Here is a 12,151-nt window from a genome sequence, read left to right as displayed (position 1 = left end):
CGGAGGAGGGTGAGGCGCTCGGGGAGTTCCACGCGGCGGCGTTGGAGGGCGACCGCGGTGAGTTCCTCGGTGAGGAAGAAGCCGGTGACGAAGACGCCGATGACCGGGACGACGGTCTGGCCGAGGACCGGGATGAAGCCGAGGGCGAAGAGCAGGACTCCCCAGAGGGCGGCGCGCAGGACGATGCGGAGGCTGTCACGGGCCGAGATCAGCAGTTCGCGCCAGAGCGGGAGGCCGGAGACGGGGACGGTGCCGTCGGGGGAGACGTCGCGGTCGACCTTCTCGGAGAGGCTCTCGTAGAAGGGCTGGCCGATGAGGAGCGTGACCGCGGTGAAGGTGATCACGGAGAGGAGCAGGCCGAGGGCGAACAGGACGGCGGTGAGGAACCCGCGGAAGAGACCCTGCCAAGGGCTCGACCAGTCGTCGGCGAACGGCGTCGACCAGGAGACGAAGGCCTCGCCCCAGATCGCGAGCGCGACCAGGGCGGCCACGTAGAGCACCAGGGTGATCAGGCCCGGGATCAGCCCGAACTCGTACTGCTTGCCGTGCCGGGCCACCCATCGCTGGCCCTTGAGGAGATACCTGAATCCGGTCCCGAGATCGCGCATGGCCCGAACTCTAGTCGGGCCGTGTCACACGGCAGTCACGGCCGTTTCGGCGCCCGGTCACCGCGGTCCCGCACCGGTTCGTCGCGGCCCTCTCTCCTCCCCCGCAGGTCCGCGCTCCGGCGCTCGGATGCGCCATCCGGGGCATCCGTGACACCAACTCCCTCTTGTTGCGGTTGAGTCGAACAGGTACACCTCGCCGTACCGATCTCAGGAAGTTCCCGGAGGAGGTACGCGTGCGCAACACGAGAACCGTTCCTGCGAGACCCGTTCCGCTCATCGCCCTCGCCGTCACCACGGCCGGCTCCCTGCTCCTCGGCCCGGACGCCGGCGCGGCGGAACCCCGGCCCCCGGTCCACCGGGAGGCCGCGCTCGACCAGCAGGTGGCGCGGGCGCCGTTGAGCGCGGCCCAGCGGGCGCTCACCGGCGTCGGGGCCGCGCCGGAGGCGGAGGCGACGCTCGGTGACGACGGGCGTGGCTATCCCCGGCAGCAGGTCCTCGGCCCGGACCCGGTGAACCCGGGCGACAAGTCCCTCAAGCTGGGCCTCACCCCGTACCACGCCCTCGCGCCCGAGTTGAACCGCCTCCAGGCCCTCGGCGACCGGGTGAGCGTCGAGGTCGCGGGGCGGTCGGCGGGCGGGCACCGGCTGTATCTCGTCACCGTCACCGGTCCCGAGACGGCCCGTCAGGCACGCTCGCAGGCACGGATGCGCGAGCTCATCGAGCGGGCGCCGGCCCTCGCCGCCAAGTCGTCCGAGATCAAGCGGACCTACAAGGCGCCGGTCTTCGTCAACAGCAACATCCACGGCGACGAGTGGGAGGGCACCGACGCCTCCCTGAAGCTCATCCGGCGGCTGGCCACCGCCCAGGACGCCAAGACCCGCGATCTGCTCGCCCACAGCCGGCTGTACTTCAACATCACCGCCAACCCGGACGGCCGTATCGCCGGAACCCGCGCGAACGCGAACGGCTTCGACATGAACCGGGACTTCGTCACCGCGATGCGTTTCACGGTTGTCCAGGGTTCGCGCCGATGACGTGGGACTGGTGCGGGTACGTCAACGGCACCGTGAATGTGCCCACCAACGTACCCGCACCTCGTGAACAGGGGTACGACCTGTTCGTCAACTGCCCACCGCTTGGGCGCGGCAGGCTTGCGCTACGGTCACCGCTGGCTGCGATGCGACGTACGCGTCCAGCCACCCGTCGGGTGGCAGAGGCAGTTGACTGTGCCCCGCACCTGACGCCCTCGACGTCCGCACAAAACCGGGTCCACCGGCTATGCCGGGCTTGTGCCTTCACGAACTCATGCGCCGGGACCCAGACCGTAACACCGGCAGGGATCAAGCGGAGCCCGAACCCACAAACCGCTGGGGCTGCCCTGCGCGCCACCCTCGACTTCGTCCGCACCAGGCGCGCCTCGCTGGTCGCCGACCAGATCGAGGTCTTCCGGCGGGGAGCCGCGGGCGCCGCGCAGGTGCCGGTGTCCCCGCAGACCGTCCCGGGCGTCCCCGGCATCGGCCCCGAGGACGTCTACACGACCACCTTCCCCCGCGCGTACGTCATCCCGGCCCCGGGCACCACGGCCGCCGCCCGCCTCGTCGACCACCTCCTCGCCAACGACGTACGTGTCATGCGCGCCACCCGCTCCTTCCGGCTCGGCGGCCGGACGTACGCCAGGGGCTCGTACGTCGTCGACATGCACCAGGCCAAGCGCGGGCTCGCGAACGTGCTCCTCGCGGACGGGCGGGACATCAGCGACAAGGTGTCGGCGATGTACGACATCTCGGGCTGGAGCCTCGGCCGGCTGTGGGGTGCGACGGTGCGGACGCTGCCGCGCATGCCGTACGGCGGTGTACTGCGCCCGGTCCGTGAGGCGTCCCCGGTCGCGTACGTCGCGCCGCGCGGCGATCTGCGGCTGCGGCTCGACGACCCGAACGAGGTCGCCGCGCTCAACTCCCTGCTCCGCGAGGGCGTCCGGGCGCGCCGGGCCGCCGACGGCAGTGCGATCGTGCCGGGCTCGGCGCGGCTGCAGGCCGGGGAGGCCGCCCGCCGCTACGACGTCGCCTTCCACGCGACGCGGCTCACCGGCACGGCCCCGCTCCAGCGCACCCGGGTCGCCGCCGCCGTCACCGCGGGCGAGCTGTTCGCGCTGCGGGAGATGAACTTCGAGGTCACGCCGGTCTCGGCGGACGTGCTGAACGCCGGGTTCGACTGGTCGTCGGTGGACGTGCTGTTCGTGTCGGTGGGGTTGGAGTACGGCGATCTGAGCGCCGCCGCCCGCACCGCCCTGGACGCCTTCCTCGACGGCCACGGTCTCGTCGGCAGGGGCGTCACCGGCGCCGAGCTGAACGCGGCGGCGGGGCTGCTGGCGGTGAAGCCGGTCGAGGGCAACGGGGACGCCAACGGGGTGGTAAGGGTGCGGAACTCGGGCAGCCTTCTGATGTCCGGTGCGCCGGACCACGGGTTCGTGTACGCGCCCGTGTGGTTCACCGACCTGGGCCCGGACGTGCGGGTCGAGCAGGCCTACGGCGCCGGGAACCCGCTGGTCTCCGGGCACTGGCGGCCGTCGCAGGACGGTTCCGGTGGGCCGGCGGACGCGGCGGGCCGGGCGTCGGTGGTCAGCGGGCCGGAAGCCGTCCTGTTCGGCACCGAGCCGCTCTTCCGGGATCATCCGAAGGGTGAGTTCGCCCAGGTCGGACGGGCGTTGTTCAGCATGGCGCAGGCCAGTGGCACCAGATGAGGAGAGCGGATGACGCAGCGGATCCACGGCAGCGTGGCGGACGGCTTCGAGGCGGTACGGGAGGAGTTCGCCGCGTTCGTGGCAGGTGAACTGCCCGACTACGAGGGCCAGTTGTGCGCCTATGTGCAGGGCCGGAAGGTCGTCGACCTGTGGGCCGGCGACGGCTGCGAGGCCGACTCGCTCTACGGCGTGTTCTCCTCCACCAAGGGCGCCGCCCATCTGGTGGTCGCGCTCCTGATCCAGGACGGCACGCTAGAACCGGACCGCAAGGTGACGTACTACTGGCCGGAGTTCGGCGCCGAGGGCAAGGCCGGGGTGACCCTGCGCGAGCTGCTCTCGCACCGGGCCGGGCTGGTCGGGCTCGACGCCGGCTTCACCCGGGACGAGCTGGCCGACGACCGCGCGATTGCCGAACGCCTCGCCGACCAGCGGCCGTTCTGGCGCCCCGGCACGGCCTTCGGCTATCACGCGCTCGTCATCGGCGCACTGACGGGTGAGGTCGTACGGCGTGCCACCGGCCGTACGCTCCAGGAGCTGTACGAGGAGCGGGTGCGGGCGCCGTACGGCCTGGACTTCCACCTCGGGCTGCCCGAGGAGCTGGAGCCGCGCTTCCGCTCGGTGCAGCCGATGGCGCCGACGCCGGAGCAGCAGGCGGTGCTGGACTCGGTGCCGCAGGGGCCGCACACCCTGTCGTCGATCGCGTTCAACACGCATGTGCCGGATCCGGGTGAGCTGGTGGACTACGCCAACTCCCGTGCCGTGCGCGCGAGCGGGCCGGCGTCGGCGGGCGGGGTCGCGTCCGCGCGGGGGCTGGCCGGGATGTACGCGGCGGCGATCAGTGAGCTGGGCGAGCGGCCGCCGCTGCTGAAGCCGGACACGGTCGCGGAGGTCGGGCAGATCCATTCGACCGGGTACGACCTGGTGGCGCGGGCGCACAAGTCGTACGGGCTGGGTTTTCAGGCTACGGCTGACACGTGGTATCCGTTCCTGGGTGCCGGTGCGTTCGGGCACAGTGGGGCTGGGGGGTCGCAGGCGTTTGCGGATCCCCGCGCTGGGCTGGCTTATGGGTACACCCGGCGTCGGTGTGCGTTTCCTGGTGGGGCTGCTCCGGAGAACGGGCGGTTTGTGCGGGCGGTGCATTCGGCGGCGCTCGCGGGGTGATGCCCGGTGCGTGCGCCTAATAGCTCGGGGGGTTCGGTCGTATCGCGGGTGCGGCCCGGTGGGGGCTGGTCGCGCCCGCGCGGCGGAGCCGCATATCAGTACAGCCCCGCGCCCCTAGGACGTCGCGCCCACCGCCGATGAGGCCGCACCCTACGTCCAAGGGTGCGGCCTCCGCCGGTGCAACGAGCGTGTCAGACGAGCGTCACGGTGATGTTGCCGCGGGTCGCCTTCGAGTACGGGCAGACCTGGTGGGCCTTCTCAAGGAGGGCCTTGGCGGTCGCGGCGTCGACTTTCGGGAGGTCGGCGGAGATCTCGACGATGATGCCGAAGCCGTCCTCGTTCTTGCCGATGCCGACCTTGGCGGTGACGGTCGAGCCGGAGATGTCGGCCTGCTCCTGGCGGGCGACGACGCCGAGGGCGCCCTGGAAGCAGGCGCTGTAGCCGGCCGCGAACAGCTGCTCCGGGTTGGTGCCGGCGCCGCTGCCGCCCATCTCCTTGGGCGGGTTCACTACGACGTCGAGCTTGCCGTCGTCGGTGGCGACCCGGCCGTCGCGGCCGTTCTCGGCGGTGGCGACGGCGGTGTACAGGACGTCGGACTGCTGGATGGACATGCGGTGTCTTCCTCCTCGGTCCGTCGCGACTCGCGCCCACGATCGCGACAGATTTCGGAAAGAAGTTACCGCATGCCGGAAATACAGCACCAGAGCTGGTGGGTGCCTACAGCTTGACGATCATCTTTCCGGTGTTGTCGCCGCGCAGGACCCCGAGGAACGCCTCCAGGTTGTTCTCGATGCCCTCGACGACCGTCTCGCGGTACTTCAGCTCACCGGCGGCCACCCACGGACCGACCTCGGAGACGAACTGCGGCTGGAGGTCGTAGTGGTCGCCGACCAGGACGCCCTCGACGCGGAGGCGGTTCTGGAGGATCTTGACCATGTTGCGCGGGCCGGGGGTCGGCTCGGTCGAGTTGTACTGGGAGATCATGCCGCAGATCACGGCACGGCCCCGGAGGTTGAGCGCGCCGATGGCGGCCTCCAGGTGCTCACCGCCGACGTTGTCGAAGTAGACGTCGATGCCGTCGGGGGCGGCCTCCTTGAGCTGCTCCCAGACCGGGCCGTTCTTGTAGTTGAACGCGGCGTCGAAGCCGTACTCCTCGACGAGGAGCTTGACCTTTTCGTCCGAGCCGGCCGAGCCGATGACCCGGGAGGCGCCCTTGAGCCTGGCGATCTGGCCGACCTGGCTGCCGACGGCACCCGCCGCGCCCGAGACGAAGACCGCGTCACCCTCCTTGAAGGCGCCGACCCGCAGCAGGCCGGCGTAGGCGGTGAGGCCGGTCATGCCGAGGACGCCGAGGTAGGTGGACAGGGGCGCGGCGTCGGGGTCGACCTTGACGGCGTTCTTCGCGTCCACGGCGGCGTACTCGCGCCAGCCGAAGAAGTGCAGGACGTGGTCGCCGACGGCGATGCCCTCGGCGTTGGAGGCGACGACCTCGCCTACGGCCCCGCCCTGCATGACCTTGCCGAGCTCGAAGGGGGCGACGTAGGACTTGGCCGACGACATGCGGCCGCGCATGTAGGGGTCGACGGAGAGGTACTTGTTGCGTACGAGCACCTGGCCCTCACCGGGCGCGGGCACCTCGGTCTCGACCAGGGCGAAGTCCTCGTCCTTGGGCCAGCCGACGGGGCGGGAGAGGAGGTGCCATTCGCGGTTGGTCATCAGTGCGCCTTTCCAGAATTTACTTCAGCATCTGAAACAACCATGCTCCTGAATATTTCATGATGTCAAGTAACGGGGGTACGCTGAGAGCATGGCCACTCCACCCAAGACCCGCCGCCCCGATGAGCTGACCCTCGAGGTCGTCGACCTCATCGGCTCCGTCGTGGCCCGCTACCACGAGGAGTACGAGGAGGCCGCCGCCGAGCACGCGCTCACCGGTGCGCAGGCGCGGCTGCTCAGCCTGCTGTCGCTGGAGCCGCTGCCGATGCGGAAGCTGGCCCAGCGGCTGCGCTGCGAGCCGTCGAACGTGACCGGCATCGTGGACCGCCTGGAGAGCCGGGGCCTGGTGGAGCGGCGCCCGGACCCGGCCGACCGCCGGGTGAAGCTGGCGGCGGCGACGGACGACGGCCGCCAGGTCGCCCGCAGCCTGCGCGACTCCCTCCGCTTCGCCCGGGAGCCCCTGGCCGGGCTGTCGGAGGAACAGCGACTGACTCTGCGGGATCTGCTGCGGCGGATGCTGGGCGTGGAGGTCTAGGGCCGCGCCCCGCTGCCCCAGGGCGCCGGTTGCGGGTGGTTCGGGCCGGGGCGAGGATCGGAACGTGGTGGTGTACCGCTCGGGCAGCCGTGAGGGGCGTGACGGGCGTGACGGGCGTTCCGTCGGGGCGGGGGTGACTCCGGGCGGTGACCCGGTGCTCGCCGCCCGGCTGACCGTGCCGAGCGTGCCGGGGACGTTCGTCCGCAGGGAGCGGCTCGTCGAGCAGTTGGACGAGGGGGCGGGCCGGCCGCTGACCCTGGTCGACGGGCCCGCGGGGGCGGGCAAGACGCTGCTGGTCGCCGACTGGGTCACGGCCCGCGCACCGGGGGCCGTCGCCTGGCTGACCGTGGAGCCGCAGGACAGCGCGCCCGGTGTCTTCTGGTCGTACGTCCTGCACGCGCTGCGGCACCACGGGATCGCCCTGCCCGAGCACATCCGCGGTCCGGCCCGGCCCGGCGAGGTGGACCACTCGCTGCTGGCCCGGCTCGCGGCCTGGCTGAACGAACGGGACAGCCGGGTGATCCTCGTCCTGGACGAGTTCGACCGGGTCGCCGAATCCGCCGCGGTCGCCGACGAGCTGCAGTTCGTGCTCCGGCACGCCGGTGACGGACTGCGCCTGGTGGTCATCAGCCGCACCGAGCCGCTGCTGCCGCTGTACCGCTACCGGGCCGCCGGGGAACTCGTCGACATCCGCGCCGACGACCTGGCCTTCCGCGCCGAGGAGACGGCGGCCCTGGTCGACCGGCACGGGCTGCCGCTGTCGGCCGAGGCCGCGCGGGCACTGACCGAACGCACCGAGGGCTGGGCGGCGGGGCTGCGGCTGTGCGCCCTGGCCGCGCAGCGGGCCGACGACCCGGAGAGCTTCCTGGACGACTTCGAGGCCGGGCACAGCACGGTGGCCGACTTCCTCCTGGGCGAGGTGCTGCGCGCCCAGCCCGCCGAGACCCAGGACCTGCTGCTGCGCACCAGCATCCTGGAGAGGACCCACCCCGACCTGACCAACGCCCTCACCGGACGGGACGACGCCGAGCCGGTCCTGGAGACGCTGCAGCGCGCGAACGCGTTCGTCGAGCCCCTCGGGCACTCGTGGTACCGGCTGCACTCGCTCTTCGCCGAGATCCTCCGGGTGCGTCTGCGGGTGCGCCACCCGGGCCTGGAGCCGGAGCTGCACCGCAGGGCCGCCGAGTGGCTGAGCCGGGCGGGGCTGCTCGACGAGGCGCTGCGGCATGCGGCGGACGCAGGTGACTGGGAGCTGGCCGCCACCGAGCTCGTCGGCCAGCTGGCGATCGGCCGGCTGCTGACCGGGCTGGCGGCCGAGCGGCTGGACGCGCTGTTCGCCGGGATGGCACCGGAGGCGTCCGGTCCCGCGCCCGACCTGGTGCGCGCGGCGCGCGAGCTGGCCCACCACGACGTAGACCGGGGTGTCACGTATCTGCGGCGCGCGGAGGAGAACCTGCCGGACCTCGGCGCCGACAGCACCGACGACGCCGCGGCGACGCGGCTGAGCTGTGCGGTGCTGCGGGTGCTGGCCGCCCGGGTGGTGGGCTCGGCGGACCTGGCCGAGACGGCGGCGCGGGACGCCGCCGAGGCGGAACAGGCCCTGCCCGCCGACCGGCTGGAGCGCAGCCCGGAGCTGACGGCCCTGATGCTCACCGACCTCGGTTCGGCCCAACTGTGGGCAGGCCGCTTCGACGCCGCGCGCGGCACACTGTCCGCCGCCGTCGACGCCGCCGCCGAGGGGCTCTCGACGGCGTTCCCCCGGCACGAGGCGCCAGGGCGTGTTGCGAAAGTCCCGCCTGCCGGGCGACGCCTGGCCCGCACTCTCGCCGCACCGGACGAAAGCCCACGTACAAGCAGTACGAGGGCTTCCGCCCGGCACGCTGAGAGCACGCTCCCCCACGCTCGAACAACCTCGCGCGGGGGGACCCCCATGACGCCGCCCGGCCCGCCCTCCGGGCGGACGACGGGACTTTCGCAACACGCCCTGGGCCGGCTGGCGCTGATCGACTTCCTGCACGGCCGGCCCGGTCAGGCCGAGGCACATGCCCGGGGGGCGGTCGCCGAGGCGGAGCGTTCGGGGCTGCCGGTGGCGTACCGCACCGGGATGCCCCAGCTGGTGCTGGCCGCGGTCGCCGTGGACCGCGACGACCTGACGGCGGCCCAGGACCATCTCGACGAGGCGGCCGCCACGTCCGCCGCCTCCCGCGATCCCCTGATGGCCGTGGAGCTGGCGATCCTGCGCTCCCGGATGCTGGTGGCCAGGGGCGACCCCCGGGCGGCGCTGTCGGCTCTCGACGACATGACGCGGCAGCCCCTGGGCTCCGCCGAGCCCTCCCCGTGGGTGAGCGACCGTATCGCCATGGCCACGGCGGCGGCGCATCTGGCGGACGGCGATCCGAAGGCGGCGGTGAAGGTCTTCGAGGAACAGCCGCTGCACAGCCCGGAGAGCCGGGCGGCCGAGGCCCGGGCCCGGGTGGCCGCGGGCGACGGTGAACGGGCGCTGCGGATCCTCGACGCGCTCCCCGAGTCCCGGGACCAGGGACCGGCCGTCGACGTGTGGCTGCTGCTGACCCGTGCGCAGGTCCTCGAGGCGAGGGGTGACTCCCCGGCCGCGGAGGGCCTGGTGCTGCGGGCCCTGGCGGCGGCCCGTCCGCACCAGCTCAGACGGCCGTTCCTGGAGGCCGGGCCGTGGCTCGGCCGGCTGCTGCGCCGGCCCGCGCTCGCCCGGGAACACACCTGGCTGACCGGCACGCTCGCGCCGCACCGCGCGCAGCCGCCGCCTCCGGAGCCGCTCAGCGCGCGGGAGCAGGACGTCCTCGAACGGCTGGCCCAGCTGATGTCCACCGAGGAGATCGCCGCCGATCTGCATCTGTCGGTCAACACGGTGAAGACGCACCTGAAGAGCATCTACCGCAAGCTCGCCGCCACCCGGCGCGGCGAGGCCGTCCGCCATGCCCGCGACCTCGGACTGCTCTGACGTGTCACCTCGCCCGGGTGATGCCACCGCGCCTCCGGTCGCCCAGCATTGAGGTCATGCGCTACGAGATCCGCGTCGACGGGGAGATGTCGGACGAGCTGACCACGGCGTTCCCCGAGTTGAAGACGTTCGTCGTCCCCAGCCAGACCGTGCTGTACGGCCCGGTCGACGACGAGGCGCATCTCTACGGCCTGTTGGTCCGGTTCCAGTCGCTCGGGCTGCGCGTGGCGGAGTTCCGCCGGCTCCCGGAGTGAGGGCGCCGGCTCCGCAGCGGTGACGGCCGGGTTTCGCGCAGCCCGCGAGGACTCAGCCCGCGAGGACCTTCGCCTTGGCCTGCTCGTACTCGGCGTCGGTGATGTCGCCGTGGTCGTGCAGCCCGGCGAGCCTGGTCAGTTCGTCCACGCGGGTCGCGCGGGCCTCACCGGTGGCCGGGGTGCCGGCGGCGGCCTCCTGGACGTAGGAGCGGAACGCCTGCTCCTGCCGCTGCATCTGGCGCACGTCGCGCTCGCCCATCCCGCGGCCGCGGGCGATCAGGTAGACGAAGACGCCGAGGTACGGCAGCAGACATACGAAGACCGTCCAGCCCGCCTTGGCTCCGCCGCCCATGGTGTCGTCCCGGAAGATGTCGCCGATGACCCGGAACAGCAGCACGAACCACATGACCCACAGGAAGAACCAGAGCATGGTCAGGAACGCGTTGAGCAGCGGATAGTCCACGGTTTCCTCCACATGCCGGCCGCCGTGGGGCCACGGCGGCACTCGAAGCCTGACGCTCTCCACGCTGCGCCTGTCGGCCCGGGACGGCATCACCCACGGCGGGTGGGCGGTCAGACGAGGATCAGCACGATGAAGATCACGCAGACCACGATGTTGATCAGCCAGCTGTGCGTGTTCATCCAGTCCCGCACATGCGGCATGGCGGCCGTCGCCCGGTGGTGGAAGAGCAGCAGGGACAGCAGCGGCAGCGCGGCGATGAGCACGGTCGCCGCGACGAAGGGCAGGGCCTCGGCGAAGTTCGCGTTCGCCTGGGCCAGGTTGGTGCCCACCGTCAGCATGACGACGATGTCCGACGGCATCAGCAGGATGACGAGCAGCCCGACCTTCAGGGCCCGCTTGGCGTCCGCCGACATCAGGGTGCCCAGCCACTTCGGTGGCTGGATGGTCTCCCGCCGTATCCAGTTCTTGAGGGCGCCCGCGGCCAGGAGGCCGACCAGCACGTACTGGATGATCCTGCCGCTGGAGCCGCCGTCGTCGGGGTCGCCCAGGTCGAACGCCGAGGCGAGGCCGAAGGCGATGGCGGTGCCGACGGTGGCGGCGACGGCGACGCCGAGGAGGAAGCCGAGCGAGACGCGGACGGCCCGGGGGGCGGTGACGAAGATGATCGCCGACATGATCTGCGGGCCGATCATCATGGTCACGGCCAGCGGCAGCACATTCAGACCGTCCACGTCCGCCTCCGCGTCGGGTTCGTCAGGTCGTCAGGACCCTGGACTTGGCCCGCTCGTACTCGGCGTCGGTGATGGCGCCCCGGTCGTGCAGCGCGGCCAGCCGGCCCAGCTCGTCCGCCTTGGTGCCCGGCGTCCTCGGCTCCGGTGCGGCGGCCTGCCGGACGTAGGCGCGGAACGCCCGTTCCCGGTCCTGGGCCCGGTTCAGCTCGCGTTCGCCCATCCCCCGGCCGCGGGCGACCAGGTAGCCGAGGATGCCCAGGAACGGCAGCACACACACCGTCAGTGTCCAGCCGGCCTTGCCCCAGCCGCCGAGCGCGTCGTCCCGGAAGATGTCGGCGACCACGCGGAACAGCAGCATCAGCCACATGATCCACAGGAAGAACCAGAGCATGGTCCAGAACACGTCGAGCAGGGGGTAGTCCATGGTGTTCCCCCTTCGCTAATCGGACATGGGGTCCTTCCGGACCACGCACAGCGCCCAGATGATGAACGCGTACAGCGCGATCAGCGTGAGCGACCAGACCGGGTAGTACGGGATGGACAGGAAGTTGGCGATCAGCAGCAGGGCCGCGATGCCGACGCCCATGACCCGCGCCCAGGTCTTCGCCGTGAACAGGCCGAAGCTCACGACCAGGGCGATGGCCCCGAACAGCAGGTTGATCCAGCCCCAGCTGGTCAGGTCGAACTTGAAGATGTAGTTGGGGGTGGAGACGTAGACGTCGTCCTCGGCGATCCCCATGATTCCCCGGAAGACATCGAGGATCCCGGCGATGAACAGCATCACACCGGCGAACAGCGTCAGGCCGGTCGCGGCGGTCTGCGTCCTCTCCCGATGCTGGGGACGGCTGGTGGTGGCCATGGTGGCCTCCCTTTCCTCGACGGGCTGCGGCGCGCAGCCGTACACCCCGAGCCTGATCCACTGGGCGGCTCCCGTCGTCACCCTCGGCGGGTGAGGGTGCGTCGCCC

Annotated in this window: 11 protein-coding genes and 1 pseudogene; 5 read left to right on the top strand and 7 right to left on the bottom strand. The window is 71.8% G+C overall.

The features are described 5' to 3' along the window. The coding region (locus L0P92_RS11980; protein ID WP_234762544.1) for an EI24 domain-containing protein at nucleotides 1–608 on the bottom strand (608 nt) is incomplete at its 3' end. A gap of 233 nt (nucleotides 609–841) precedes the next feature. On the opposite strand from L0P92_RS11980, the pseudogene L0P92_RS45680 reads away from it, so the two are divergent. Together L0P92_RS45680 and L0P92_RS11970 are read left to right on the top strand one after the other, a co-directional pair. After that, nucleotides 842–3,348, top strand: a pseudogene (locus L0P92_RS45680) (M14 family zinc carboxypeptidase). Nucleotides 3,349–3,357: 9 nt separating this feature from the next. Continuing rightward, on the top strand, nucleotides 3,358–4,509 hold the full coding sequence (locus L0P92_RS11970) for a serine hydrolase domain-containing protein (RefSeq protein ID WP_234762543.1): 1,152 nt from the start codon (nucleotides 3,358–3,360) through the stop codon (nucleotides 4,507–4,509). Between the two features lie 191 nt (nucleotides 4,510–4,700). On the opposite strand, the gene L0P92_RS11965 is transcribed toward L0P92_RS11970, so the two are convergent. Beyond that, a complete protein-coding gene (locus tag L0P92_RS11965) occupies nucleotides 4,701–5,120 on the bottom strand; it encodes an organic hydroperoxide resistance protein (RefSeq protein ID WP_234762542.1) in 420 nt (139 codons plus the stop codon). A 106-nt stretch (nucleotides 5,121–5,226) separates the two neighbouring features. Then, nucleotides 5,227–6,225 carry an NADP-dependent oxidoreductase gene (locus tag L0P92_RS11960; RefSeq protein WP_234762541.1) on the bottom strand — a complete coding sequence of 333 codons (999 nt, stop codon included), beginning with the start codon at nucleotides 6,223–6,225 and terminating at the stop codon, nucleotides 5,227–5,229. 91 nt (nucleotides 6,226–6,316) lie between these two features. Here L0P92_RS11960 and L0P92_RS11955 point away from each other — a divergent pair, with 91 nt between their 5' ends. The 3 genes from L0P92_RS11955 (at nucleotide 6,317) to L0P92_RS11945 (ending at nucleotide 9,991) form a co-directional block, all read left to right on the top strand. Further along, complete coding sequence (locus L0P92_RS11955; RefSeq protein WP_234762540.1) at nucleotides 6,317–6,760, top strand: MarR family winged helix-turn-helix transcriptional regulator; 444 nt, start codon at nucleotides 6,317–6,319, stop codon at nucleotides 6,758–6,760. 64 nt (nucleotides 6,761–6,824) lie between these two features. Continuing rightward, on the top strand, nucleotides 6,825–9,737 hold the full coding sequence (locus L0P92_RS11950; RefSeq protein ID WP_234762539.1) for a winged helix-turn-helix domain-containing protein: 2,913 nt from the start codon (nucleotides 6,825–6,827) through the stop codon (nucleotides 9,735–9,737). Between the two features lie 56 nt (nucleotides 9,738–9,793). Then, nucleotides 9,794–9,991 (top strand): DUF8691 family protein, encoded by a 198-nt coding sequence (locus L0P92_RS11945; RefSeq protein ID WP_234762538.1) that lies wholly within the window; start codon nucleotides 9,794–9,796, stop codon nucleotides 9,989–9,991. 52 nt (nucleotides 9,992–10,043) lie between these two features. Here L0P92_RS11945 and L0P92_RS11940 read toward each other — a convergent pair whose 3' ends face one another. The 4 genes from L0P92_RS11940 to L0P92_RS11925 form a co-directional block, all read right to left on the bottom strand. Next, the gene (locus tag L0P92_RS11940; RefSeq protein ID WP_234762537.1) at nucleotides 10,044–10,454 is read right to left on the bottom strand and encodes an SHOCT domain-containing protein; all 411 of its coding nucleotides are present in this window, start codon (nucleotides 10,452–10,454) and stop codon (nucleotides 10,044–10,046) included. A gap of 110 nt (nucleotides 10,455–10,564) precedes the next feature. Next, nucleotides 10,565–11,185, bottom strand: coding sequence for a GAP family protein (locus L0P92_RS11935; RefSeq protein WP_234762536.1), 621 nt, complete (start codon nucleotides 11,183–11,185; stop codon nucleotides 10,565–10,567). Between the two features lie 22 nt (nucleotides 11,186–11,207). Next, nucleotides 11,208–11,609 (bottom strand): SHOCT domain-containing protein, encoded by a 402-nt coding sequence (locus L0P92_RS11930; RefSeq protein ID WP_234762535.1) that lies wholly within the window; start codon nucleotides 11,607–11,609, stop codon nucleotides 11,208–11,210. A gap of 15 nt (nucleotides 11,610–11,624) precedes the next feature. After that, nucleotides 11,625–12,044 carry a DUF7144 family membrane protein gene (locus L0P92_RS11925; protein ID WP_234762534.1) on the bottom strand — a complete coding sequence of 140 codons (420 nt, stop codon included), beginning with the start codon at nucleotides 12,042–12,044 and terminating at the stop codon, nucleotides 11,625–11,627. Nucleotides 12,045–12,151: the final 107 nt, after the last annotated feature.

The sequence above is a fragment of the Streptomyces muensis genome, from assembly GCF_021474425.1.
In the GTDB taxonomy this organism is placed as follows: Bacteria; Actinomycetota; Actinomycetes; order Streptomycetales; family Streptomycetaceae; genus Streptomyces; species Streptomyces muensis.
The sequence above is the reverse complement of the archived record's forward strand: the minus strand, read 5'-3'. Positions and strand labels throughout refer to the sequence as shown.

Coding starts and splice junctions, on each gene's coding strand:
- L0P92_RS11970 (WP_234762543.1), top strand. CDS start 3,358: ATGACGCAGCGGATCCACGGCAGCGTGGCGGACGGCTTCGAGGCGGTA.
- L0P92_RS11965 (WP_234762542.1), bottom strand. CDS start 5,120: ATGTCCATCCAGCAGTCCGACGTCCTGTACACCGCCGTCGCCACCGCC.
- L0P92_RS11960 (WP_234762541.1), bottom strand. CDS start 6,225: ATGACCAACCGCGAATGGCACCTCCTCTCCCGCCCCGTCGGCTGGCCC.
- L0P92_RS11955 (WP_234762540.1), top strand. CDS start 6,317: ATGGCCACTCCACCCAAGACCCGCCGCCCCGATGAGCTGACCCTCGAG.
- L0P92_RS11945 (WP_234762538.1), top strand. CDS start 9,794: ATGCGCTACGAGATCCGCGTCGACGGGGAGATGTCGGACGAGCTGACC.
- L0P92_RS11930 (WP_234762535.1), bottom strand. CDS start 11,609: ATGGACTACCCCCTGCTCGACGTGTTCTGGACCATGCTCTGGTTCTTC.
- L0P92_RS11925 (WP_234762534.1), bottom strand. CDS start 12,044: ATGGCCACCACCAGCCGTCCCCAGCATCGGGAGAGGACGCAGACCGCC.